Below are 25,983 nucleotides of genomic sequence, written 5' to 3'. Positions count from 1 at the left end.
CCACGCTAGCGCGCGCTAGATCCGATCACGCTAGAACAACAATGACCTGCCACTGAACTTTCATCAACTGGCGCGGGTGCAGCAACGGACGATCGGCGGAGTGGAACGTTGATTGCGCGGACGGCACGAAACCGTCGATGTCGTCGCAAATGCTTTAGTACGCGAGACGCGGAGGCGATGGTCGCGGCTCTCAATCGCCCGATAACCCCTTGGACAAATCCATTTGGAGGCGGCCGAAAGAATTCTCGACATCGTCACGGGCCAACATGTGCAGCCGTCCCGCGAATGCAGGACACCGTTTGCGTTGCAGGCTTTGGCTATCTAAGACTTTCGACTTCGCTCTTATTTGCGAACGCGGGCGTAACGGTTACTGGGTTTGATCTCAACGAGAACAAAAGCAAATGAGATTAACAGCTGCCACTGCCCGTTTGAAGAAAAAGGCATTGCGGAATTGCTGACTGCAGCCTTGAAGACTGGACGTTTCAAGGCTCAGACGGGCCTGCGCCCAGAGGACGTTTTCGCTATGGCCGTACCGACTCCGCACGAAAACAAAAATGCGATTTGTCCTTTGTTCTTTCGGCCGCGAATAGCCTGCTTCCCTCATCATCGACTCTACGATCAAGCCGAAGACCTGTGAAAACATCTTAGTACTTCCAATCCTCCAATCGAAACATCTGAAAATCGACGTCGCGCATTGCCCGGAGCGCGCCATTCCGGCAATACCTTGCATGAAATCGTGCACAACGATCGCATCGTCGGCGCCACGTCGCCGGAAGCTGCACAGAGAGCGGAACTCCTCTATTCGACGTTCACCAAGGGTGACTCACAAGACAACCCCGTGACCGCGGAGTGCGCCTAAGCTCTGGAAAACTCTTTCCGCGAGGTCAACATCGCTCTCGCCAACGAATTTTCCCTAATCGCCGGCAAGTTCAGGTTCGACATCTCGGGTGCAATCGAGCTCACGAACTAACATCCGCGCGTCAACTTTCGCAACCGGGAATCGCCGTCGCTGGTTCGAGAGGCGAGCGCAAGGCATACAGGGTGCGCGAAGCGAACAGCCACTTCTGAGGCGGTTAATCTTTCGATCACCAGCATTTCCTGAACGAAATAACGATAAGGGCGTCTGAACCATTCTCCCGTGGCCGCTGCGGCGTGCGGCACAGAGTCGTTTGCGACAATCGGCGCGAACGATGCCTTCCACTTCGCGAACGATGTCGCTCAAAGCGCGGCGGGGGCCGCGCCATTAACCGCCGCTTTGCGGTCGCGGCGTTGAAGCAGGACCTAGTTCTGGACGTCGACGCTGGTTTCGATGAGCACCATCTTGCCTTCTTTTTGCAAGTGCCGATCCACGGCACCGCTTTTGCCGCATAAAATGCCATAATGCCGGCGGTCACTCTTGAGTTTGACTGCAAGATCGACGCCTTTATTGGGGGATAACATGCCGATCGGCGCCCGAAGACGTTTTCACCCGTCTCCAACTCCATCCGCAAAAACGCGTCGTGTTTTTCTCAGGATCGGATCCTAATCATCAGGACTTGAAGCCCGGTACCCGAGCGTATTCTTTCATCCGCCCTGAGCTTTCTTTTCTGAGTTAGCTATTCCGGTTGTGGCGAAGGGACACCTGAGACTTTTTTAATCATCGGCAAAGCGATCTGCGCGCGAATGCCCGGTTCGAAGCTCGCCACGGCAGCAGTCACACCCTCCGCGCGGGGAAAAGACCTACGTCTTGGCTGAACGTGAAGCTCTTGTCCGCGAGTGGTAGCGAACCAGCCTGACCTTGCTAGGAGCCTCGCGCCTGAGCCGAAACAACATGACCGCAATCGTTGCGGTCCCCCCGGCTAAGCGCCAAAACGAAAGAGGTGCCCGTAATTGTCACGAAGTTCGGACAGATATCGCCGAATCGCTACTCCAAATCGGTATGAGACCGATTCTGAATCCGAAAAAGCACCCGGCTGTTCGTGATAAACGCAGCATATATCAGCCGTTGCGCCGGGCGGGATATCGACGATCACTCGAAGACATCCATCCATGCATTCGTGCGCAACGATCTCTTGGTTGACTGTAACATTTTTCAAGGAGACGACCTGCGATTCTTGCTTCACAACTCGGATCCGTCGCGGAATCGCCTCCACGTTTTCGATGCGAAGTTGTTCAGCAAACATCTTTACGGTGATGGTTCCACCGTCCGGTCTAATGCTGTAGCTGCGGCAAACGGCGCTCCCGAGAGCGCGCCAACAGAGTTTCCATCGCAAGGATGCCAGGCGTTGGAGGAACTTCGCCAGTTCGCTACCGTGGTTTCGGAAAATATCGTGATGCCCGGCAATGAAGCACGGCTTGCCCAGGATTCCGTCAAATGCGAAGTTTTCTATGCCGTGGTCGATGTACCGCCGAGTATAAATCGAGAATCCGCCATACCGGACGATGGCGACACTCCACAGATCTGCGAGTGTCGTTTCGTTCGATGCATCATCGGCTGGTGCGACTTCCGTGTTTACTGCCGCTAAGAAGCCATTTCGCTTGAGAGCGGACGCGGCCTCGGGTGAGAATGCCCCTTGCGGGAAAACCATCACGTTTTCATAATCCAGTGCGGACTTATTGAGAAGGGATTGCATCCGACTCCTGGCGATCTTCAGCTTTCTGTCGAGCAGGTCGGCCAAACGGGCTGCAAATTCGCCGCGGGTGTGATCACAGCCGTGCACACAGACAGAAAGTTTTCCGCTATTTTGCCGAAAGGTGGCAACGGTGTCGCGATTTGTTCGTTGCCAGTTCCACGGAATGAAGGCGATAGTCGTCGCGAACATCTGCTTGTCGGCCAATTGCAATAGTTCGCCAAAATCGAGAAAGCCATACCGTGGCCACAGAGGTGGATCGTCGATGATCAGGCACGCGTTTGTTTCGGGGGTGGTCCAGCAGACGTCGCGGAACGACCACTTCAGATACATCACGACTGGGACCGCACCGGCAAAACGCTTCTTCACATCGTAAGAGGTCGCAGTGCGTTCGCGAATGTCCACCATCGCCAGTGACGCATCGGCAAAAAAGCGCACGCCGGAACAAGCAAATCCGGCGAACAGGTGCCCCTCGTGTGCCCCAAGGATGCTCTGCAATTCGCCATCATCCCGGATGACCAGCGCCGCATCCGCGGCGCCTGGCTCGAGTTGGATCCGCAGGGCCGACATTGGGCCGCACATGTCTGGAAAAGCATCAGTCACGGACACGGTTATCGGCCGCGCATCAATGCCGAGGATGTCCGCCTCCGAGTCTCCAGTGATCTGGCGCAGCAGAGCCCTGCAGCGATCCGCAGGTTGAAATCCATAGACGAACACGGAAGTGGCTGCCGCCAACCAGGCCGGAAAAGTTCCGGCCTTGCAGGGCCGCAGGGTTTCGGCGAGACAGGGCGCGGAAGTCAGGACGGAGAACCGCGGATGAGTTGCCATCAGCGAGGCTACATTACCCTCGTTCGCTTCGCTGACTGTCAGCGCCGTCCAGGGAATTCCGAAAAACTCGAGGATTCTCCCAGGTTGCAATCGTCGGGTAATGGAGTGCCGCTGCGAAGCAGGAGCGCAATCGAAGAGCCCGTGTCCATGGCGTCGACGTTCCCTCCTCAGGTTGTCGGGCAAGGCCTCCGGGCATCCTGCGGATCGTCCGCGACCTCGAGATTGTGCTCCTCCTTGAGGTCCTATACGAAAGGTCGCCGGGTTTCAACTGACGGACGTAGGCGCAATGGATTTGTCGGACAACATATCTGCGGTAGGTGATGCGACCGGCGCGGTCCTTATCATCGTTGAAAACCTGCCGGTGCCGGCCGATCGCCGGGTTTGGCAGGAGGCCACAGCGCTGCACCAGGCTGGTTACACCGTTTCGGTCATTTGTCCGAAAGGGAAGGGATATGACAAGGCATACGAGCAGATCGACGGCGTGCATATCTACCGCCATCGACGGGGTGTGGAAGGCTCGAGCGCCGTAACTTATCTTTTCGAATATGCCGTCGCTCTCTTTTGGGAGTTCGTTCTCTCGTTGAAGGTGGCGTATCGCCATGGATTCGATGTTCTTCATGCGTGCAATCCGCCGGACCTTATCTTTTTGATCGGAATTTTTTACAAGTTCTTTTTTGGCAAGAAATTTCTATTTGATCAGCATGATCCCGCGCCCGAGCTTTATGAGGTCAAGTTCGGCCGCCAGGATTTCTTTTACAGTCTCCTGCTCCTGCTTGAACGCTGGACGTTTCGATCGGCCGACGGTGGCCTCGCGACAAACCTTACGCTGAAGCAGCAAGCCGTGAAGCGAGGCGGAATGCCCCCAGACAGGGTCTGGATCGTCAGAAGCGTCCCCGATCTTGGGCGCTTCACGCAGGCAAAGCCCGAGCTGTCGGTCAGACGGACCTTTCGATATCTCGTGGGCTATGTGGGAATGATTGCCGAGCAGGATGGTGTAGACCTCCTGGTCAAGGCGATGGAACACATCGTTAAGCACCTTCATCGAACAGATATCGCCTGCCTGATTATCGGCGACGGGCCGGAGGCAGGTCGGCTTAGGACTCTCACGGGCGAACTCGGGATCACCGACAATGTCGAATTTGCCGGATACATTTCGGGCGATCCGCTTCCCGCCATGCTGGCGGCTTGCGATATCGGCGTCGTTCCGGATCCGCCCAATGCCTGCAACGTCGTTATGTCGATGATCAAGGTCTTTGAATACATGGCCATCGGGCTGCCGTTCGTCCTGTTCGACTTGCCGCAAGCGAGGCGTGATGCAGGCGACGCCGCCGTGGTGGTGGGGAAACCGACGGCGCAGGCCCTTGGCGAAGGAATCGTGGCGCTGCTTGAGGACGAGGCCGGGCGAGAGCGTATGCGGAACTACGGCAGGGAGCGCGCCTACGGCGAATTCCAATGGGAGATCGAAAAGCGCTCGCTTCTCGCCGCCTATGCGACGTTGGTGCCGAGGCGCGCGCGGAATGCAGGGTCAGCGGCTGATACGGATGCTCGCTGAGAGCGGAAGCAACCATGCAGTGGAGCGCGTGAACTGCTGCCACTGATCGCGAGGTCGCCGGGAGCGTGCCAAAAACCAGCCCCTTGGAGCGCGAACGTAATGTCCAGATCTTGGCTCCCGGCCGCGGCGAGACCGCTCTGCACGGTTGCGCGTCAGCAGCCAGACCTCGCGTGTCAATCGTTGTGACCTCGTGCGCGTCTGGGAAGAACGCGTTTAATGGAAATTGCGGATTCGAAGGCTCGGGTGCCGATCCGTACTTGGTCGATCGAAATACGTCGGAGCATTCCCTTTTTCATCCAATTCAATTGAGCTCAAAGCTCGCGCTGACCGCCTACCGATTTTGGAAACCGCGCGAGTGAGCACGAAGGGTGGCGGAGCTATGTAATCATGTCCTCACGGCGGGGTGAATTACCCCAGGGACCGCGCCATTCTTGTCGTTAAACTGAGAGGCATGGTTGTCGATGGCGCACTGGATCGCTTGTTGCCAGAGGTAATTCGACGTGATCAAGAACGACATTGGTTCGCATGTCTCCAGAATGACTGGTGCCTCCTTCCATGCATTCAGTGCATCTGCGATGCTCCCGGCACACAAGTCCCGCATGTGATTTCCATCCCGATGTTTCGTAATCGCCCGAACAGTCAACTCTCCATCCGATCTTCGTCTGAATGGCGTAGCTGAATGCAATCATGACCCTACGCATAGCGTACCGGGCTGATTGAGTACCCATTTGTGGGTAATCGGCAAAACGCCAATCATGCTAAAAAGTGGCCCAGGAGCTTCTCGCCGGCGAGACGCTCCATGCCTGTCGAAGCGCCACGATGTCCGCCGAAGCCGAACGACTGCTGAGGAATGCGAGCCGCGACCGTGGAGAGAACGGAGTTGCAGCTGCTGCTTGCCACGACAATTGGTTGGAGTACTGCATAATGCAAAATCGTGATGGTTGTCGTCTTTCTGCCGGCCCTCGGCGCCTGGGATCACATTGCATCAGCGAACCTGCAGATCAATTCGCTCGCCGCAATTGCCAAGACGGACGATTTTGTGCGCGAAGCAACGAACAAGGTCGGTCTTCAGCGCCTTTTTCTGACCTCGACCGGATGGCAGTCGAACGGCCGCACGCTGATCCCATTCTTGCGCGAAGCGGCAGGCTAGGCAGGTCCCAGTTCGTCAGACCCGCCGCAAGGATAGCAGCCTGATTTCGATGCTGCGGCGCGTGGACCGATCCCGGCGCAATTTGATGGCAAAAAGACATGTTGGGGTCTACCCCGCAGCCCGCGGCTGCGTCGCCAGGCCTCGCCTTGTCAAGGCCACAGCCCGCGCAAGCACGGGGGGGTATTCCGACCTGTGTACCCCGAAAGAGCGCAGATCGTAACCCGTGTTCTTCCGCAGCGCGCACACTCGATCGGCTATCTTGAATCAACGCACGCGAATAAGGAGCCAACATGGCGAATACCCGTGACCGTCAGGACGTGAAAGCTCAGATCGCGACCGGAGGCCCGTCGCTCGCGGTCATCGGTTGCGGCTACTGGGGCTCGAAACATATCCGCGTCAGCTGCGATATACGCGGTGCAAGGTTGTCGATGGCCGTGGATCCGCGTCTCGACAGGTTGGAATACATCCGTTCACAATATCCTTCTGTCGCTGTTTCGCGTGATATCAGCGCGGTACTGAATAACCCTTCTATAGACGGTGTCATTATCGCCACCCCTGTGGAGACGCACTTTGAATTGGCGCGAGCGGTGCTCCAGGCCGGAAAGCACGCGCTCGTCGAGAAGCCGATGGCCATGACGAGCGCGCAATGCCGCGAGTTGAATGCGATCGCCGAACAGCGCAAGAGCGTGCTGATGGTCGGACATACATTCGAGTATCATCCGGCGGTCGGTGTCATGCGCCAGATGATCAAGAGCGGCTCTCTCGGCGAGCTTTACTACATTGATTCGCGGCGTCTTAATCTCGGTCTCTACCGACAGGACGCCAATGTCCTTTGGGATTTGGCGCCGCACGACCTCTCGATCATCTTCTCCTTGCTGGAGGAGGTACCGCAAACCATCGGGGCCTGGGGGTGCGCGCACGTTCTGCCCAATGTCGAGGACGTTGTTTACGCCAAGATGGGCTTTAAGAGCGGCCCGACCGCCCACGTGCACGTTTCCTGGTTGGACCCGGTCAAGGTGCGCCAGATCACGATCGTCGGAAGCGATGCGATGCTGGTGTTCGACGACGTGCAGCCGTCCGAAAAGGTGCGCGTTTACCAGAAGCGATTCAGGCCGCAGATCAACGGCGACTCCTACGCCGACTTCCAGTCGGCCTACCATCATGGCGACGTGCATATCCCCGCGATATCCAGCAGCGAACCGCTCAAGCTCGAGATACTCGACTTTGTCAATGCGATCGTGACCGGGGAACGGCCGCGCGCGGACGGACTGCACGGGCTGCGCGTTGTCGAAGCGCTCGAGGCGGCATCGGCGTGTCTACGGCTGAAGCACAAGCACCGTAGCAATGGCAAGGATGAACGGATTTTTCGGCGGCGGAACATGCCGGCGGGAGGTCCCGAAATTGCCGTCGCATGAAGACACGCGACGGAAGGCGACCCCGCGGGAGTTTGGCAAGCGGGCGCTCGACGTCGCGATCAGCGTTCTCGGGATCGTGTTGCTGGCCCTCGTCTTCGTGGTGGTGTGGATAGCAATCCATCTCGACAGTCCCGGACCAGCGGTGTTTCGCCAACGTCGCATCGGGCGAGACGAGAAGCCGTTCAACTGCTTCAAATTCCGGACACTCCACTACAACGCCGACGAAAGCATCCATCGTGAGGCAATCCGGAGGGCTTGGGCAAAGGAGCCCCTTTCGAACGACCCCGCCGCCCCGTACAAGCTGACAGACGATCCTCGCGTGACGCGCGTGGGACGGTGGCTGCGGAGAACCAGCCTCGACGAGCTGCCTCAGTTCCTCAATGTGTTGCGCGGCGAAATGAGCATCGTCGGTCCACGGCCGGCGATTCCTTATGAGCTCGAACACTTCCGCGACTGGCACCATAAGCGTCACGTTGTGAAGCCCGGAATAACCGGAATTTGCCAGGTGCGCGGTCGGGGTCGTGTCAGCCCCGAGGTGATGCTCGAGATGGACGTCGACTATGCAATGAACTGGACCTTATGGACCGATCTGAAGTTGATTGCCTTGACATTTCCCGCGGTGCTGCGGGGGCACGGTGCTCGATGACGTTCTCTAGAAACAAGCTGGATTCTAGTGAGGTTCGAAAAATGCACGTTCCGTTTGTCGATCTCAAAGCGCAATACGAGACGCTAAAAGATGAAGTGGCCGAAGCAATTCGAGGCGTTCTCGACTCCGCGCAGTACGTAGGCGGCGAGGCGCTTGCCTCGTTCGAAAGAAATTTCGCCGCGTATTGCCAGGTGCGCTATGCGCGCGGTGTGGCGAACGGTACGGACGCGCTTCATCTGGCACTGCGGGCCTTGGGTATTGGTCATGGCGACGAGGTGATTACAACCGCCCATACCTTCATCGCCACTGCAGCCGCCATCGTTGCGACGGGAGCGCGGCCTGTGTTCGTCGATATCGATCCGGACACCTACACGATCGATCCCAAGATGATCGAGCGCGCCGTCACGGATCGTACAAGAGCGATCATCGCAGTCCACCTCTTCGGGCAGCCGGCTGACATGGCTCCAATCACGGACATCGCACGGCGGCGCGCGCTCTATGTGGTAGAAGACGCCGCCCAGGCGCATGGGGCGGAATATCATGGGGTCCGAACCGGGGCGCTCGGCGATGTCGCGTGTTTCTCGTTTTATCCAGCGAAGAATCTCGGCGCTTATGGCGACGGCGGAGCGGTCACCACCAACAATGCGGCGATCGCCGAGCGGATCGAACGACTGCGTGACCATGGTCGAACCACCCACTATAGCCATGCCGAGGTCGGGTTTAACAGTCGGCTAGACGCGCTCCAGGCGGCAGTCTTGCAGGTCAAGCTCCGGCGTCTGGATGAATGGAACACGAATCGGCGGCGCGCTGCAGACTGGTACGCCACTGAGTTGGGGCAGTCGGGAATCAAGACGCCGTTCGTTCGAAAGGGGTCGACGCACGTCTACCATTTGTATGTGATTACCACGAACGAGCGTGACGCAATGCGGATCAAGCTCGACCAGGCCGGCGTGGCGACTGGGATCCACTATCCGTTGCCGCTCCATCTACAGCCTGCCTTCGCCCATCTCGGCTACAGGCATGGCGACTTGCCGTGCTGCGAAGCAATGGCCGCGCGATCATTGTCCCTCCCCATGTTCCCCGAACTCACGCGCGATCAGGTGCGCCATATCGGCGCGATTGTAGGCAACGCGGCTGAACGCGACGGTCACAAGACACTGTGGCGGAAGTCAACGTATGCGCCCGCCGCGCTGCGCGCCGATGAGGGGAAAGAGTTGCGATGAATCGAATCAGTGCATGGACGGTGGTTGAGACCGAAGCGATCGGTGCTGCCGTGAAGATCGCCGAGTTCGCTGTAGTGCGGCCTAACGTTACAATTGGCAACGGGGTAGTCATTCACCCGCATGTCGTGATTGAGAGCGGCGCAAGAATTGGGGACAACGTCGAAATCTTTCCGGGAGCCTATATCGGCAAGGCGCCCAAGGGGGCAGGCGCGTTGTCGCGCGCGCCACATTTCGAGGCGTGGGTCGATATCGGCGCCAACTGTTCTATCGGACCGCACGCGGTAATTTTCTACGACGTCTCGGTCGGCGCAGGAACCCTGATCGGTGACGGCGCCTCGATCCGTGAACAATCGCGGATCGGCTCGAAGACCGTCGTCGGACGTTACGTCACGGTCAATTACAACACGCAAATCGGCGATCGCGTCCGGGTACAGGATCACACCTGGCTGGCGGGCAATATGACGATCGAAGACGACGTATTCATCTCGGGCTGCGTCGGCACGTCGAACGACAATGCGATCGGTCGCAACGGCTACGACGGTTCGCCCATGCTCGGGCCCCATATCGCGCGCGGCGCGGCGATCGGCCTGGGAGCCAACCTACTGCCAGGTGTCAAAATCGGCGTTGGCGCCGTCGTCGGCGCCGGCGCCGTGGTGACGAAGGACGTGCCCGACGGCGCGCTCGTGATGGGCGTCCCAGCGCGGATCCGACGACGGCTCAAAGGGACTGACGGCGCAGACGAGTAACTCGCTGGTAGTTCGTGCCAAGATTCGAGGGAATACTAATCGTGAGGATTCTCTGTGTCACCAACATGTACCCGAGTCCGCAGAGACCGGGCTCCGGAGCCTTTGTGTTCCAGCAGGTCGAGCAACTGCGCCGGTTCGGCCACACGGTCGACGTCATCAATATTCTCGGATTCCAGTCCAAGATGAACTATCTGAAGTGCATTATAGATGTCATGCGAATGACGAGTGCGGTGGCATACGACATCGTTCATGCGCATTACGGTTATTCGGCGTATCCTGCGATGTTTCGGTCGCAGGCTCCGCTCGTCATCACGCTGCACGGGACCGACGTGCTTGGAAAAAGCATCTTTGAAAGGCTGTGCACCCGCGCTGTGTCGCATTTCGCCGATGCCGTCATAGTCGTTTCGGAGGGGATGCGGAGACGGATTCCGGGAATCGTGATTCCCTGCGGGGTCGACCTCGGCGTATTCAAGCCGTACGATCGCGACCAAGCGCGAGCGCGGCTGGGGTGGCCGAAAGACAAGCATATCGTTCTGTTTCCCTTTGATCCGACGCGGCCTGAGAAGAGATACGATCTGGCAAGAGCGTCGGTCGAGCGACTCGTGCAGGAGGGCGTCGACACGGAGCTGATGACGGTCGTCAATGTGCCAAACGGCGAAATGCCGTGGTGCTACAGCGCAGCCGACGCCCTGCTTCTCTGCTCGGATTATGAGGGGTCGCCGACCTCTATCAAGGAAGCTCTCGCGTGCAATCGTCCGGTCGTGTCGACGGAGGTCGGCGACGTTGGCGAGCTGTTAAACGGCATCGCGGGGACGCGGATCTGTCCGCAGGACGCCGGCACGATTGCCCGCAGCCTTCGAGAGACGTTTGAATGTTCGCGCAGCAGCGCGTTCCGGGGTCGGGCGGCAATGGCCAGATACGATCAGTCGCTCACAGTTGAAAAGATCGTCGGCGTATATGAGGACGTTCTCTCCAACTTCAGGGCAAAGGCGGAAGGCAGGCGTTTGCTGCGGAGTGGATGACGACAATGCAACGGCTGGACCTTCACCAACCAGCGTAGCCTCGAAGAAGCATATAGCGCAGACCAATGGAGGGTTAGCCGTGAAGAAGGTTCTCAAGGACAGCATCATCCACTTGGCTCATCGATCTGGACTAATGCCAACCTTCCGCAGGGTTTTTGCGGGCCGAGCAGCCATCCTGATGTTCCATGAAATTCAACAAGATCATCGCTCGGAATTGACGACCGGGACGTCAGCTGCCCTTTTCGAATACTCACTCAAGTGGCTACGGCAAGAAGGATGGGAGATCGTCAGTTTCGAAACATGTCTCAAGCGATTGGCCACGGATCCCGGGCCGTGCCGCTATGCGGTGCTTACCTTTGATGACGGCTACCGAGACAATGTCACGACCGCGCTTCCAATCCTCGAGCGAAACCAGGCCCCATTCATGATGTACGTCCCCACCGGCGCCCTAACACGAACGCTACAATCGTGGTGGCTGGGTTTGCGCGAAATGTTCCGCATTAGAGACGCGGTTACGATCGACGCAATGGGCATGCGGTTCCACTGTCCCGAGTTTCAAGAAAAGGTTTTGGGCCTATACAGGGTCATTGAGTGGGTTCACCAAGACTATCACCGGGCTGCAACACTCACCTCCACGTTCGAAAAAGCTGGCATATCGCTAACGGCCTTGAATGAGGCATATTTCCTGAATGAACGCGAGCTTCAAAAACTGGCGCGGCATCCTCTCGCGTCGATTGGCGGGCACACCGTTTCGCATGCGGCCCTGTCGGCCCTGGATGTTCCTTCCGCACGGGCCGAAATGGCGGACAACCGCCGCTATTTGGAGCAATTGCTGCAGCTTTCGGTTCGGCACTTCGCTTATCCTTACGGCGACTCCAAAGCATGCGGTCAGCGCGAAGAACATCTCGCGAAGGAAATTGGCTTTTCGACCGCAGTAACGACGCGAAGTGGGCAGGTATCCGACGGCAAATCAAATCATTTTGCACTTCCTCGTGTTGGGGTTGGGGGGCCTTTCGATTCGAGGACCAGGTTCGAGGTTCGCATGAGCGGCATCCAATCGGCGGCAGCGCACATGCTGCAAATGAGAAGCATTACATCGAGCGGGGTTGAGCGTTGAAATTCGTGCTGAACCGGTTCGTTGTAACGTGGACTGAATCAGTCCACGTGGGAGATCGCTGAGATGCGTATACTACACTTCACCGAATGCATAGGCCGGGGAGGAAAAGAACGGCAACTCGTCGAACTTTTGGGCGGGCTTTCCCCTCACCGCGACATAGAGTCATTCGTCGCGGTTACCTACGAGGAGGATGATCAATTCGAAATTGACAGTGAACATGCGCAATATATTCCGCTCATTCGGAAAGGCAGGGGGGATTTGCGCCTTTTCAAGAGCTTGTACGATCTAACCTCTAGTTTGAAAATTGATATCGTCCACTCCTGGGGCTCGATATGCTCTATTTATGCAGCTCCGGTTGCGAAATTGTGCGGCGCGGCTTTCGTCAATGGCTTTGTACGAGATGCGCCGTCGCATATGACGCCGTGGAATAAAAACTATCTGATGAGCAAGCTGACTATCCCATTTTCAGACGTTATCGTCGCCAATTCGCGAGCGGGCCTCGCTGCCTACCATATTCCCGAGCGCAAAGGTCTGTCGATCTACAATGGCTTTAATCCCGCGAGAGTCCTTAATTTAAGAGATGAGTCGGAGCTTCGTAGGATGGTCGGCATCACGACCCCCCACATTGTGGGGATGGTTGCTAACTTCAGGCCCGGAAAAGATTATGCAAGCTTTGTTGAAATGGCGTGCCGCATTTGTCGTCTTAGAGATGATGTAACTTTTCTGGCTGTCGGCACCGGTGAACTGTTGCCGCGGGTGCGCGATAGCGTTCTACCAGAACATTCGCCGCGCATAAAGTTTCTGGGGCAGCGAAAAGATATAGAAAGCATCGCAAACCTCTTCACTGTGGGAGTTCTTGCCACCAACAGCCGTCTACACGGGGAAGGCATCTCTAACGCAATCACCGAATGCATGGCATTGGGTAAGCCAATCGTAGCAACAAACGATGGGGGCACTCCTGAATTGGTCCTGGAGGGCCAGACGGGATTTCTTGTGCCGAGTAACGACGCGGCGGTCTTGACTGATCGTGTGCTCAGACTCCTCAATGACGGAGCGCTTGCTAGTCAGTTCGGTATCGCGGGGCGTCGTCGTGTTGAAACGGCCTTCTCCCTCGATGCGATGTGCAACGCATATCTCTGCCTCTATCGGAGGGTGGCGTATGGGACTGCGCGCTCGACATGGGAAGCAGCTATTGCTAGAGAAACGCCCGATGATTAATTTGGTGATATCGAAGATCCAAAGCTTGCGGTAGGAGCAACCTCTCATTTCGACGCAAGTGTCGTGCAAGTGTACGCAAGTGAGTTGAGAATAGAAGCGCATCGATCGATTCCAACCCAAGCGCAAGTGCGCTGCCAAATGGTGAGCGAGCGTGCCCGCCATAGCGCTCGCCAAATCGCTTCGATCGAGCCGATACCGCATCACAGTTTTCCAGATCGACAGTCGCGATCATGCTGCTGGTGTCCATCGCCTGACCTGCATCTGCACCGTTTCGTCGCGTCGTGGAGCGAAATACGTACGCACCGGCGAAGACCGGCGAAGCGGAAGCATGCCGAAATAGGACGGTCAACGTCGTGGCTCGGGCCGGGCGCGACCAACTCCGCGATTTGATGGGAACCTCTATGCCAAGGTTCAGATTGTGAGAACGGTCCGGGGCGCCGGTCGCTCCATGCAGACCATGGCATGCCGCAGCCGTTGAGAGATCGGCTCGCCTCCCCGTCGCGTGACAAACCTTTCCTAACAGGACGGCGCTACACGCTGGTCGTGGTCGAGTAGCTCAGCCATTTGGCTTTCGCCCTCACAGATCCGGGCAGGCGGCTTTCCCGCACCCGGCTCTTCCCGAGGGTAACCCGCGTCATATCCGCGCCTGCGCCCAAGTGCGAGTGATGCGTGGAACGGGCAGACGGAAGCGAGCCGTCAGGGTCTCGAACTCCGGCCAGCCCATGCGCCGGCTTTTCTGACTACGCCGTCTCAGACAGCGCCGCCAGGTCCGACGCACCTCCCGGTAGAAGCCGTTGAGCGCCGGATAGTTGTGCGGTCTGCCATAGTAGCCGTAGTGTCCACGCAGAACGGCGGTGAGCCATTCGTGTTGCATGGCCAGTGGCGCGTGCATGAACCGCCAGGCTTCCTGGCGCAACGCCGTCAGCTTACGCGTCAGGCGTTTCCCTTCCGTCTTGTGCTTCACGATAAACCGGCCGTCCCGGGTCCGCCCGCAGTAGTGGGTGAAGCCGAGGAAGGCGAAGGTCTCGGGTCGCCGCTCGCCGCGCCGCTGACGCGAGAGGGCCGCAAATCGACCGAACTCGATCAACCGCGTCTTGCCCTCATGAAGCATCAGGCCAAAGCTGGCCAGCCGCGCCTTGAGGGCCAAGAGCATCTCCTGCGCATCCACCTTGCTCTCGAAGCCCATGACGAAGTCGTCCGCATAGCGAACGGCCACAACGCGACCGCGTGCGCGGCGACGGCGCCATTGGTGGACCCAGAGATCGAGGATGTAGTGCAGAAAGATGTTGGCGAGGAGCGGACTGATGCCCGCCCCCTGCGGGGTACCCCTGTCCGTTTCTTGCTTCTCGCCGCTCTCAAGAATGCCGGCCCGCAGCCACAGCTCTATGAGCCGCAATATGCGAGGATCGGCGATCCTGTGCGCCACCATCCGCAGCAGCCACTCGTGGTCGACCGAGTCGAAGAAGTTGCGTATGTCGGCATCGAGCACCCAGTTGACGCGCTGGCTCATGATCGCCGTGTGCAAGGCGTCAAGCGCCATATGAGGATTCCGCCCCGGCCGGAAGCCGTAGGAGAACCCGAGGAAGTCGACCTCGTAGACGGAGCTCAGCACCTCGGCTACCGCGCTTTGGACAATCTTGTCCTCTAGCGCCGGCACACCGAGAGGCCGCTTACCGCCATCGGCTTTGGGGATGTAGACTCGTCGCACCGGCTGTGGCCGGTAGCGACCCGTGTGGACGCGTCCGCAGAGCTCCCGGAGGTTATCCGTGAGCCTCTCTTCGTACTTCGCCACCGTTATCCCGTCGACCCCCGCGCTGGCCTGCCGCTTTTGTCGTCGAAACGCCCGACGCAGAGCGTCCTCGTTGACGTGGTGCAGCAAGGCCGTGAACCGGGTTTGAGCAGCCTGCTTGGCTGCCGTGTTCACCCGTTCGAGGTTCGGCGGCAAGGCAACCCGGCTCTGTGTCCGGACCCTGGCCTTCTCGCGCGGGCTCCCCTCGGGCTGACCCCTTCCCTCCATGCGTCTCGTTTCCTTCGACGACTTCACAGGTACTATGGACCAGTCCGACTCCCGACCTCAGCTCGGACCGCGGCTCTGGCACTGCCTTGCCGCTGCCCCCCGTTGGAGACCAATCCAACGGACCCGGTCGGGCCTCTCATGTTCCGATGATTACCTTCCATGCGTGATCCGGCCATCGACCCCGACGGAGCGGCATCGTCTCGCATAACGACGATGCTCATGCTGCCTTCGTGTTTAGGGAACACACTCGGCCTCCGCGAACATCCACCTTTCGAGGCTCATTCCCGCACCCCGCATGGCTCCTGTCTACACTTCGAACCCCGCGTTGCCGCGACGCCCGCAAGACTCGGTCCCGGTCTGCCTGCTTCGGCTTTGGCCGGATGGGACTTGCACCCACAAGCATTCATCAGCTTGGCATGACGTACTCCCCGGTAGTGGTGTAGCTCGGTAGAGCAAAGCCGCCCGGACGCGCGCCTCCAAATAGCGCCGTAGCGGGCGGGCGGCTTTGCGGTGGTCACCGGCAGTTCTCCGGTAGGATCGGGTTGCGACACGCCAACGCAACCGAGGAACCACCGATGACCGATGATATGATGGACCTGCGCACGCTCGTGGAGAAGACCCCTGACGCCGATCTGTTGCGCGAGATGATCGGCTTTGCCGCCCAAAGGCTGATGGAGCTGGAAGTCGAAGGCCAGACCGGGGCAGCCTACGGCGAGAAGAGCCCCGAGCGTCTGGCCCAGCGCAACGGCTACCGCGACCGGACCTGGGAGACCCGTGCCGGCGCGGTCGAACTACGCATTCCCAAGCTGCGCAAGGGCTCCTACTTCCCGGGCTTTTTGGAGCCGCGCCGGATGGCCGAGAAGGCGCTCACGGCCGTGGTGCAGGAAGCCTACGTGCAGGGCGTCTCGACCCGCTCGGTGGACGATCTGGTGCAGGCGATGGGCATGACCGGCATCTCCAAGAGCCAGGTCAGCCGGCTGTGCGGCGAGATCGACGACAAGGTGAAGGCGTTCCTCGCCCGTCCGATCGAGGGCGACTGGCCGTATCTGTGGATCGACGCCACCTACGTGAAGGTGCGCCAGGATGGCCGCATCGTCTCGGTCGCGGTGATTGTTGCGGTCGGCGTCAACAGTGACGGCCGGCGCGAGGTTCTGGGCATGGATATTGGCCCCTCCGAGGCCGAGACGTTCTGGACGGCGTTCTTGCGCAAGCTCGCCCGCCGCGGCCTGCGCGGCGTCAAGCTGGTCGTCTCCGATGCCCACGAAGGCATCAAGGCCACCGTCGCCAAGGTGCTCAACGCCAGCTGGCAGCGCTGCCGCGTCCACTTCATGCGCAACGCGTTGGCGCATGCCGGTAAGAGCGGCCGGCGCGTCGTCTCTGCCTTCATTGCCACAGCATTCGCACAGGACGATGCCGAGCCCGCGCGAACCCAGTGGCGCAAGGTCGCCGACCAGCTCCGGCCAAAGCTGCCGAAGCTTGCCGGCTTCCTGGACGAAGCCGAGACCGACGTGCTGGCCTACATGACGTTCCCGCCGCAGCACCGGACCAAGCTGCACTCGACCAACCCGATCGAGCGCCTCAACGGCGAGATCAAGCGGCGCACCGAGGTGGTCGGCATCTTCCCAACGAGGACGCCATCGTTCGCCTCATCGGCGCGATCCTGCTCGAACAGAACGATGAATGGGCCGTCCAGCGCGCCCGTTACATGACGCTGGAAACAATCGCGCCGTTGAGCGATGATCCGAGTGTCAGCCTCACGGCTATCGCCAGCTGACCAGCCCGGCTCTCGCCGGCGAACGCGGTGATCCACCGCCAGCTACACCACGCCACGGGACACGATCCTACACGCTCATCGAGACCAGGCCCGCGATCGGCGCCTCACCGGCTTGACGATCGCTTGCGGATTGCCCTGGCGAGCACGAAAAGCCTCGCCCGGCGGCCCGCGACGAGTACAATCCGTAAGTTTTACCAGCATCGCCGGCGAGATGCTCAGACCGAGAACACCAGATCGACGGCGAGCGGATACGTCATACGTCGGTATATTAGTGGATACTTAGGTTGCTGCCCCCGAGGCGGCGTTACCGAATTCGGCTGTAGTTGCAGGGACATGTGGTAAGTGCCACAAGCGAGCCGCATTTGAAGTTTCGCGTTTTCGCCTTACTCGTTTATTTTTTCGCCATACTCGCTCATTAACCCACCGGCCGAGCAGTCGGGGGGCGCTTCAAATCCCACTGCTGTTATGTCGGCTCGCAATGCGAAGCGCTTGCGAGCACGCGGTATGTCGCGCGCCATCGCGTGCGCGGCAGTGGAATTTCCTTGTCAATGGAGGCTCGAAATTGAGTACGACTGGCACAATCACGAATTTCAAAACCACGCCCGGAAGCCTGCTTGACGTCGGAAGCGACGTTTACGAGGTCGAGACGGCGGGTAAGAGCTACAATATCACCAACCCAGACTCGCAGACGCTCCGGTTCCAGGTCCAGCAGGGCGACAATTGGGCAGGAGGTGGTGACGGCTCTGGCGTTGATCGCTCCGAAATGCAAAATGACACGACGAGTGTCAAGACCAGCTGGGGTGCAGTGATTCCGGCCGGTACTCCGATTGGCATGGACTATCAGTTCATGGTGGAGGCCAATGGGCCCAATGGGTCATTTGTAAACACTCAAAACCACAACAACGGTTTTTTTGTCGTCGGTCAAATGCACAATGACGACATTGCGAGCGGTGTGGGGACCTCACCGCCGTTCGCGTTCCAGATGGACGGCGACCATCTGCAAATTGTCGCCCGCTATGTTCAGCCCGGTGGGAATCCCAGCAATTCCTCATCCGCTCTCCATATGCTCACGCTCTGGACCGACCCGAATCCGATCCAGACCGGTGTCTACAACGACATCAAGGTCCAAGCCAATTTTTCCAACAGCGGCGGCGGGTACCTGCAGGTCTCGATCAACGGCAAGCAGGTTGTGAACTACCAGGGTCCGTTGGGCTATGGGCAGGGCACCTATTGGGAATACGGCGTCTATCGCTCGAGGGCGACCGAGACAGCCGCCGTCGATTATCGCAACATGACGCTGGTCACCGGGTCGCAGGCGGCCGGTTGGACGGGTGCGGGCGCCACGGCACCGACACAACCCACCACGCCCACCAGCCCAACGGTCACGCCGGCAGTGACGCAGGCCTCCGCTTCTCCGGGAACCGGCATCGAGCATGCCGGCGATACCATCACCCTGTCGCTCGCCTTCAACGAGGCCGTGACGGTGACGGGCACGCCCACGCTCACGCTCAACGACGGCGGCAAGGCCACCTATGTGGGCGGTTCAGGCACGAGCACGCTCACCTTCAAAACGACTGTCGCGGCGACCGACACCAACACCTCGGCACTCGCCATCACCGGCGTCAATCTTCCCAGCGGTTCGAGCATCAAGGATGCTTCCGGTGTCTCGGCGAACCTGTCGGGCGCGGTGAAGACGTTCACCGGATTTCAGATCGATCCAGTCTTGCCGGCGGTGACGCGGGCCTCAGCCTCTCCGGGCACTGGCACCGAGCACGTCGCTGATGCGATCACGCTGACACTAGGCTTCAATGAAGCGGTGACGGTGTCGGGTACGCCGACGCTATCACTCAATGACGGCGGAACGGCTAGCTATGTGGGCGGCTCGGGCACGGGCACGCTCACCTTCAAAACGACCGTCGCGTCGACCAACACCAGCACCTCGGCGCTCGCCATCACGGGAGTGAACCTTCCGAGCGGTGCGAGCATCAGGGACGCGGGCGGCGTCGCCGCGAACCTATCAGGCGCGGTGAAGACGTTCTCCGGTCTCCAGATCGACCCTACCTCGAGCGGATCGACATCGACTGGCTCGACCTCGACTGGCTCGACCTCGACTGGTTCGACTGCGACCTCGACTCCGCCTGGATCGACGGCGACCAAGCCTGTCCTGACGATCGCGGATAACTCGCTCTCGGTGGCCGGGAAAGGCGGTACTGTCGACTTGGGGACCACGGTGACGACAACCGACACCAACGACGTCGTGACCGTGAACATCGCTGGGCTGCCAAACTATGAGAGGATCACCGACAAGCTCGATGGTCGTACTTTCAGTGGAAAGAACATTACCCTGACGGCTGCACAGGTCGACAGCGGATTGACGTTGCAATCGAACTACAAGGGCAACAGTCATCCGGTCGCAACGCTCACGCTGACTGCAAGTGCGAAGGACCCGACCTCTGGTGCGGTTTCGACGGCCTCGCCGCAGACCATCGCCGTGACGGATCCTCGACCGGCCACGACCACAACGACGCCGTCGACGCCGACCGCGACCAAGCCTGTACTGAACATCGCGGATCACTCGCTCTCGGTAGCCGGGAAAGGCGGTACTGTCGACCTGGGGACCAAGGTGACAACGACCGACCACAACGATCGGGTGACGGTAAACATCACAGGTCTCCCGAGCTACGAGACGATCACCGACAAGCGCGATGGTCACACGTTCAGGGGGCAGAACATCACGTTGACGGCTGCGCAGGTCGACAGCGGACTGGAACTGCACTCGCACTACAGTGGCAAGGGTCATCCGGGCGCAAAACTCACGCTGACCGCAAACGCGAAGGACCCGGTCACCGGCGCCGTAAAGAAAGCCGCGCCACAGACCATCACCGTGACTGATCCGGCATCGTACGTGACCACGCCTGTCCTCACTGTCGCGGATCACACGCTCTCGGTGACCGGCGGAGGCGGCAAGGTCGGCTTGGGAACCAGGGTGACAACGACCGACCACAACGATCGGGTGACGGTAAACATCACAGGTCTCCCGAGCTACGAGACGATCACCGACAAGCGCGATGGTCACACGTTCAGGGGGCAGAACATCACCTTGACGGCTGCGCAGGTCGACAGCGGACTGATCCTGCACTCGCACTACAGTGGCAAGGGTCATCCGGGCGCAAAACTCACGCTGACCGCAAACGCGAAGGACCCGGTCACCGGCGCCGTAAAGAAAGCCGCGCCACAGACCATCACCGTGACTGATCCGGCATCGTACGTGACCACGCCTGTCCTCACTGTCGCGGATCACACGCTCTCGGTGACCGGCGGAGGCGGCAAGGTCGGCTTGGGAACCAGGGTGACAACGACCGACCACAACGATCGGGTGACGGTAAACATCACAGGTCTCCCGAGCTACGAGACGATCACCGACAAGCGCGATGGTCACACGTTCAGGGGGCAGAACATCACGTTGACGGCTGCGCAGGTCGACAGCGGACTGGAACTGCACTCGCACTACAGTGGCAAGGGTCATCCGGGCGCAAAACTCACGCTGACCGCAAACGCGAAGGACCCGGTCACCGGCGCCGTAAAGAGAGCCGCGCCCCAGACCATCACCGTGACTGATCCGGCATCGTACGTGACCACGCCTGTCCTCACTGTCGCGGATCACACGCTCTCGGTGACCGGCGGAGGCGGCAAGGTCGGCTTGGGAACCAGGGTGACAACGTCCGACCACAACGATCGGGTGACGGTAAACATCACAGGTCTCCCGAGCTACGAGACGATCACCGACAAGCGCGATGGTCACACGTTCAGGGGGCAGAACATCACGTTGACGGCTGCGCAGGTCGACAGCGGACTGGAACTGCACTCGTACTATCGTGGCGGCGGCCATCCGGTTGCGACACTTGCGCTGACGGCAAGTGCGAAGGATCCGTCAACCGGTGCGGTTTCGACGGCTTCGCCGCAGGCCATCACCGTGACGGATCCCCGCCCCGCACCCGTCACGACCACAACGTCGTCGCACCACCACCACCACCACACCGCGACGGATCAACATCCTGCTGCCACAACGACGGCCGCGGCCCCGACGGCGCCGCGGACGATCGACCATGCAGGTCATCAGCAAACGACCGCTGCAAACACGGCCTCCTTGGCAAGCCAAGGCTTTACGCTGCTTCAGCAACATGTGGACCCGGCCACCAGCACCCTGGCAACGACCGCGCCGCAGTCGATCGCTGTGGCAGATCATCCGGTTGCGAACGGCACGGCGTCCTTCGCAAGCCAGGGCTTTGCGCTGCTGAACCAGTATCTGGCCGCTCACACCGGCCAGGTGGATCCCGGTCAGGTCGTAGCGGCTCTATCGCAAGCGATCGGAGGGGGTTGCGAACCGTTGCTGGCCCGACCGCAGCATTAGTGCCCGATGAGGCACCCAGGCTCAACGCCTTGGTGCCTCATCGTCAATGTTTGTGAATGCATGAGAAGGAATCTCGACGCGGTCGGTAGCCGCGAAAGGTTTAGAAAAAAATGGCGATCCAGAATGGAAATGCCCAGGTCGCAGATCTCGGGCTTCGATCCCTAGCTCTGTTCCTGCGCCTTCATGGCGTGAGCGCCGAGCCCGACCAACTCCGCGACCATTGCGGGGAGAGCGCAATTGGCATCCGTGCAATGCTTCGCTGCGCCCGCTATTTCGGGCTGAAGGTCGGTTCGCGCACGACACATTGGAAACAGCTCGCAGACATCAGCCTGCCCGGAATTGCAGCGCTGCGCGATGGCGGATTTCTGCTGCTCGGGAAGGTCGAGGACGATGCGGCGCTTGTGCTGCATCCAACCGCGTCACATCCGAAGTTGATGCCGCGTGCGGAATTTGAAGAAATTTGGGACGGCCGCTTGATCCTGAGCGGACCTCAGAGCCTCGCCGGTCGTGCGCATCACACCCTTACCGGTCTGATTGCGGATGGGCGTGATCTGGTTGGCCGCGTCGGTGACGCCCTCATTCGCCGCGCCGGTGACGCCCTCAGGCAGGCATACTCCGCCGATCCTCGCGATATACCCGTCCAGGAGGCGGATCCTGAGCCTGCGAGTGGCGATGAGTCGGGGCTCATCGCCTTGGCGATCTTGCTGCGTTGCCATGGTATTGCGGCCGACCCGGAGCAGATTCGGCATCGTATGGGCACGGCGCGAGTCGGTGTGACCGAAATCCTGCGCTGTACCAGGGAGTTCGGGCTCAAGGCCCGGGCACAGCGGTCGAGCTGGAACAGGCTTGGCGTCACGCCGCTACCGGCAATTGCCGTGCTGCGCGACGGCGGCTTCCTGATCCTGGGTAAGGTCATCGACGACAAGCTTCTGGTTCAGCGCCCGTTGTCTCCCCGTCCCGAATCCATGACCCAGGCTGAACTCGAAGCCATCTGGGACGGCGACATCATCCTGATGACCCGGCGTGCGGCTCTGACGGATCCCTCTCGGCGGTTCGATATCAGCTGGTTTGTCGGTGCGGTTCACAAGTATCGCCATCTCCTCGGCGAAGTGCTGATTGCGTCGTTCTTCCTTCAGGTCTTTGCCCTCGTCGCCCCGCTGTTCTTCCAGGTCGTCATCGACAAGGTGCTCGTGCATCGAAGCATCAGCACGCTCGACGTCCTGATCGCGGGCCTCGTCGCGTTGACCTTGTTCGAGACCGTTCTCGGCACGTTGCGCGTCCATCTGTTCGCACACACGACGAACCGCATCGACGTCGAGCTCGGCGCCCGGCTGTTTCGCCACCTGATGGCGTTGCCGATCGCATATTTCCAGACACGCCGCGTCGGCGATTCGGTCGCACGCGTTCGCGAGCTCGAGAACATCCGTCAGTTCCTGACGAGCTCGGCGCTCACGCTCGCGGTCGATCTCTTGTTCACTGCCGTTTTCCTCGCGGTAATGTTCTACTATTCGACGTCGTTGACGCTGATCGTTTTGGCATCGTTCCCGTTCTACATTGGAATTTCCGTCGGCGCCGCGCCGCTGTTTCGCCGGCGCCTCGATGAGAAGTTCAATCGCGGCGCGGAGAACCAGGCCTTCCTGGTCGAGAGCGTCACGGGGGTCGAGACGCTGAAGGCGATGGCGGTCGAGCCGCAGATGCAACGCCGCTGGGAAGAGCAACTCGCCGGTTACGTGGGCGCGAGCTTCCGCGTGCTCAGCCTGAACAATACGGCGAGCCAAGCGGTCCAGATGATCAACAAGCTGGTCACCGCCGCAACGCTCTACTTCGGCGCCAGGCTCGTGATTGGCGGCGACCTCAGCGTCGGCGAGCTTGTCGCGTTCAACATGCTGGCGGGGCGGGTGAGCATGCCCGTGCTTCGGCTCGCGCAGATCTGGCAGGATTTCCATCAGGCTCGTCTGTCGGTCGATCGTCTCGGCGATATTCTCAACACCATTCCCGAGCCAAGCTTTAGTTCTGCCCGCGCCGCGCTACCGCCGATCCGCGGCAAGGTCGTGTTCGAGCACGTAACCTTCCGCTACCGCGCTGACGGCCCCGAAGTGCTGCACGACGTGTCCTTCGGCGTCGAACCCGGCCAGGTCGTCGGTATCGTGGGCTCATCGGGCTCGGGCAAGAGCACCATCGGCAAGCTGATCCAGCGGCTCTATGTGCCGGAGAGCGGGCGCGTGCTGGTCGACGGCGTTGACCTCGCGACGGTCGACCTAACCTGGCTTCGGCGCCAGATCGGGGTGGTCTTGCAGGAGAACGTGCTGTTCAATCGCTCGATTCGCGAGAACATTGCGCTCGCCGACCCGGCCATGCCCATGGAGCGCGTCATCGAGGCGGCGTCACTCGCCGGCGCTCACGACTTCATTCTGGAGCTGCCGGAGGGCTATGACACCATCGTGGGCGAACGAGGCAGCAGTTTATCCGGCGGGCAGCGTCAGCGTGTCGCAATCGCCCGCGCACTCATTACTAACCCCCGGATCCTTATCCTTGACGAGGCCACCAGCGCGCTTGATTACGAAAGCGAGCGCGCCATCCAGCAGAACATGAAACGAATTGCCGCCGGCCGGACTGTGTTCGTCATCGCTCATCGGCTCTCGACCGTGCGCAATGCGAACCGGATCGTAACACTCGAGCATGGCCGCATCGTCGAGGACGGCAGCCATGATGAGCTGATCCGCTCGAATGGGCGCTACGCGAACCTCCACTATCTACAGGCCGGTATCCATGACGTCCGCTAGCCGAAATATTGTTACGTTTCCGAGAGCCGAGATTCGACGCCGAGAGCAGGAAATTGCATTTCTGCCCGCGGCGCTCGAGATTACCGAATCGCCGCCGTCGCCGATCGGTCGCGCGATCGGGGCGAGCATCATCGCAGTCTTTTGCGTCGCGCTGTTGTGGGCATCATTCGGCAGCGTCGATATCGTCGCCACCGCGACGGGCAAGATCGTGCCTGGCGGGCGTACCAAGCTGATCCAGCCGTTCGAGACGGGCGTTGTCCGCGCCATTCACGTACGTGACGGACAGACCGTCAATGCCGGCGACGTTCTGATCGAGCTCGACCCAACGATGACCGAGGCAGATCAGGAGCGCCAGAGAAGCGATCTCGTTGCGGCCGAACTCGACGTCGCGCGGCTGCGCGCGGCGCTCGCCGACGATCCACTTGCCGCCTTCAAGTCACCGCAGGGCGCAACTGCTGCAGAGATCGAGATGCATCGCCAATTTCTGATCAGCCAGCGCGCCGAGCAGAGCGCCAAGCTCGCCGAGATCGAGCGTCAGCAGGGTCAGAAGGAAGCGGAGCGGGCCACCACGTCGGCGAGCGTGGCGAAGCTCCAGGCGACGATACCGGTGCTTCAGGAGCGGGTCGACATTCGCAAGACCCTCGTCGACAAGGCCTTGGCTTCGAAGGTTGTCTATCTCTCCGAGTATCAGGAGCTGGTCGGCCTTCAGCAGGATCTGGTCCTCCAGCAGAGCCGGCTCCGCGAAGCCGACGCAGCGATCGCCTTGCTGAAGGAAACCAAGGACAGAACCGCCGCGGAGTATCGTCGTGCGACCTATGACGCACTTGCGAAAGCCGAGCAGAAGGCCGCGAGCGCTGCGCAGGAAGTGGTCAAGGCGGAGCGGCGCTCGAAGCTTCAGCATTTGACTGCGCCGGTCGACGGCGTCGTGCAACAGCTCGCCGTTCACACGGTGGGAGGCGTGGTGACGCCGGCGCAGGCGCTGGCCATCGTGGTTCCAAGCGAGAGCCAGCTCGAGATAGAGGCCATGCTCTCCAACCGCGACATCGGCTTCGTCCATCCTGGACAGAAGGCGGAGATCAAGATCGATACGTTCAACTTCACGCGCTATGGCCTCCTGCATGGGGACGTGCTTAGCGTGTCGACCGACGCCATCACCCGGGACAGGCAGGGCGGATCGAACGACCGCGCGTCGGGCACGGCGCAAGGCAGCAGCGAGCCGAAGGGCCAGGAGCTGGAATATGCGGCGCGCGTTTCACTCGACCGCACGCACATGCAAGTGGAAGATAAGCTCGTGAAGCTCGGCCCGGGCATGGCGGTGACGGTCGAGGTCAAAACCGGCACGCGCAGGATCATCAGCTACCTTCTTTCACCGCTGGCGAGATACAAGCAGGAGGCGCTGCGGGAGCGGTAGAGGAAGCTAGCTTCATGGATGGCGGGCGACTAATGCGCCGTTCCGAGCGAGCTAGTACGCT

Annotated in this window: 16 protein-coding genes and 1 pseudogene; 14 read left to right on the top strand and 3 right to left on the bottom strand. The window is 60.1% G+C overall.

Annotated elements, in window-relative coordinates:
• Positions 1-376 precede the first annotated feature (376 nt).
• Positions 377-637 carry a hypothetical protein gene (locus AB8Z38_RS34315; RefSeq protein ID WP_369721968.1) on the top strand — a complete coding sequence of 87 codons (261 nt, stop codon included), beginning with the start codon at positions 377-379 and terminating at the stop codon, positions 635-637.
• Between the two features lie 644 nt (positions 638-1,281).
• On the opposite strand, the gene AB8Z38_RS34310 is transcribed toward AB8Z38_RS34315, so the two are convergent.
• Together AB8Z38_RS34310 and AB8Z38_RS34305 are read right to left on the bottom strand one after the other, a co-directional pair.
• Positions 1,282-1,440 (bottom strand): hypothetical protein, encoded by a 159-nt coding sequence (locus AB8Z38_RS34310; RefSeq protein ID WP_369721967.1) that lies wholly within the window; start codon positions 1,438-1,440, stop codon positions 1,282-1,284.
• A 398-nt stretch (positions 1,441-1,838) separates the two neighbouring features.
• Positions 1,839-3,620 (bottom strand): hypothetical protein, encoded by a 1,782-nt coding sequence (locus AB8Z38_RS34305; RefSeq protein WP_369721966.1) that lies wholly within the window; start codon positions 3,618-3,620, stop codon positions 1,839-1,841.
• Between the two features lie 103 nt (positions 3,621-3,723).
• On the opposite strand from AB8Z38_RS34305, the gene AB8Z38_RS34300 reads away from it, so the two are divergent.
• The 9 genes from AB8Z38_RS34300 to AB8Z38_RS34260 all read left to right on the top strand — a co-directional run bounded on the left by AB8Z38_RS34300 (position 3,724) and on the right by AB8Z38_RS34260 (position 13,526).
• Entirely contained in the window at positions 3,724-4,989 is a 1,266-nt protein-coding gene (locus AB8Z38_RS34300; protein ID WP_369721965.1) for a glycosyltransferase family 4 protein, read from the top strand.
• 937 nt (positions 4,990-5,926) lie between these two features.
• A complete protein-coding gene (locus tag AB8Z38_RS34295) occupies positions 5,927-6,139 on the top strand; it encodes a hypothetical protein (RefSeq protein WP_369721964.1) in 213 nt (70 codons plus the stop codon).
• A gap of 290 nt (positions 6,140-6,429) precedes the next feature.
• Entirely contained in the window at positions 6,430-7,554 is a 1,125-nt protein-coding gene (locus tag AB8Z38_RS34290) for a Gfo/Idh/MocA family protein (RefSeq protein ID WP_369721963.1), read from the top strand.
• Positions 7,541-8,200, top strand: coding sequence for a sugar transferase (locus tag AB8Z38_RS34285; RefSeq protein ID WP_369721962.1), 660 nt, complete (start codon positions 7,541-7,543; stop codon positions 8,198-8,200). The genes AB8Z38_RS34290 and AB8Z38_RS34285 overlap by 14 nt, the downstream gene beginning before the upstream one ends.
• Positions 8,201-8,241: 41 nt before the next feature.
• Positions 8,242-9,423 carry a DegT/DnrJ/EryC1/StrS family aminotransferase gene (locus AB8Z38_RS34280; protein ID WP_369721961.1) on the top strand — a complete coding sequence of 394 codons (1,182 nt, stop codon included), beginning with the start codon at positions 8,242-8,244 and terminating at the stop codon, positions 9,421-9,423.
• Positions 9,424-9,473: 50 nt separating this feature from the next.
• Entirely contained in the window at positions 9,474-10,169 is a 696-nt protein-coding gene (locus AB8Z38_RS34275; RefSeq protein ID WP_369721960.1) for a hypothetical protein, read from the top strand.
• Positions 10,170-10,273: 104 nt separating this feature from the next.
• Complete coding sequence (locus AB8Z38_RS34270) at positions 10,274-11,191, top strand: glycosyltransferase (protein ID WP_369721959.1); 918 nt, start codon at positions 10,274-10,276, stop codon at positions 11,189-11,191.
• Positions 11,192-11,270: 79 nt separating this feature from the next.
• On the top strand, positions 11,271-12,308 hold the full coding sequence (locus tag AB8Z38_RS34265; RefSeq protein WP_369721958.1) for a polysaccharide deacetylase family protein: 1,038 nt from the start codon (positions 11,271-11,273) through the stop codon (positions 12,306-12,308).
• Positions 12,309-12,371: 63 nt separating this feature from the next.
• Positions 12,372-13,526, top strand: a complete 1,155-nt coding sequence (locus AB8Z38_RS34260; protein ID WP_369721957.1) for a glycosyltransferase — start codon at positions 12,372-12,374, stop codon at positions 13,524-13,526.
• Between the two features lie 634 nt (positions 13,527-14,160).
• Here AB8Z38_RS34260 and ltrA read toward each other — a convergent pair.
• Complete coding sequence (ltrA, locus tag AB8Z38_RS34255; protein WP_369721956.1) at positions 14,161-15,570, bottom strand: group II intron reverse transcriptase/maturase; 1,410 nt, start codon at positions 15,568-15,570, stop codon at positions 14,161-14,163.
• A 548-nt stretch (positions 15,571-16,118) separates the two neighbouring features.
• Here ltrA and AB8Z38_RS34250 point away from each other — a divergent pair.
• The 4 genes and pseudogenes from AB8Z38_RS34250 (at position 16,119) to AB8Z38_RS34235 (ending at position 25,922) form a co-directional block, all read left to right on the top strand.
• A pseudogene (locus AB8Z38_RS34250) lies at positions 16,119-17,317 on the top strand (IS256 family transposase).
• A 562-nt stretch (positions 17,318-17,879) separates the two neighbouring features.
• Complete coding sequence (locus AB8Z38_RS34245; RefSeq protein ID WP_369721955.1) at positions 17,880-21,728, top strand: heparin lyase I family protein; 3,849 nt, start codon at positions 17,880-17,882, stop codon at positions 21,726-21,728.
• A gap of 110 nt (positions 21,729-21,838) precedes the next feature.
• The gene (locus AB8Z38_RS34240) at positions 21,839-24,511 is read left to right on the top strand and encodes a type I secretion system permease/ATPase (RefSeq protein WP_369721954.1); all 2,673 of its coding nucleotides are present in this window, start codon (positions 21,839-21,841) and stop codon (positions 24,509-24,511) included.
• Positions 24,498-25,922 (top strand): HlyD family type I secretion periplasmic adaptor subunit, encoded by a 1,425-nt coding sequence (locus tag AB8Z38_RS34235; protein ID WP_369721953.1) that lies wholly within the window; start codon positions 24,498-24,500, stop codon positions 25,920-25,922. The genes AB8Z38_RS34240 and AB8Z38_RS34235 overlap by 14 nt, the downstream gene beginning before the upstream one ends.
• Positions 25,923-25,983 lie beyond the last annotated feature (61 nt).

The organism is Bradyrhizobium sp. LLZ17 (assembly GCF_041200145.1).
In the GTDB taxonomy this organism is placed as follows: Bacteria; Pseudomonadota; Alphaproteobacteria; order Rhizobiales; family Xanthobacteraceae; genus Bradyrhizobium.
The sequence above is the reverse complement of the archived record's forward strand: the minus strand, read 5'-3'. Positions and strand labels throughout refer to the sequence as shown.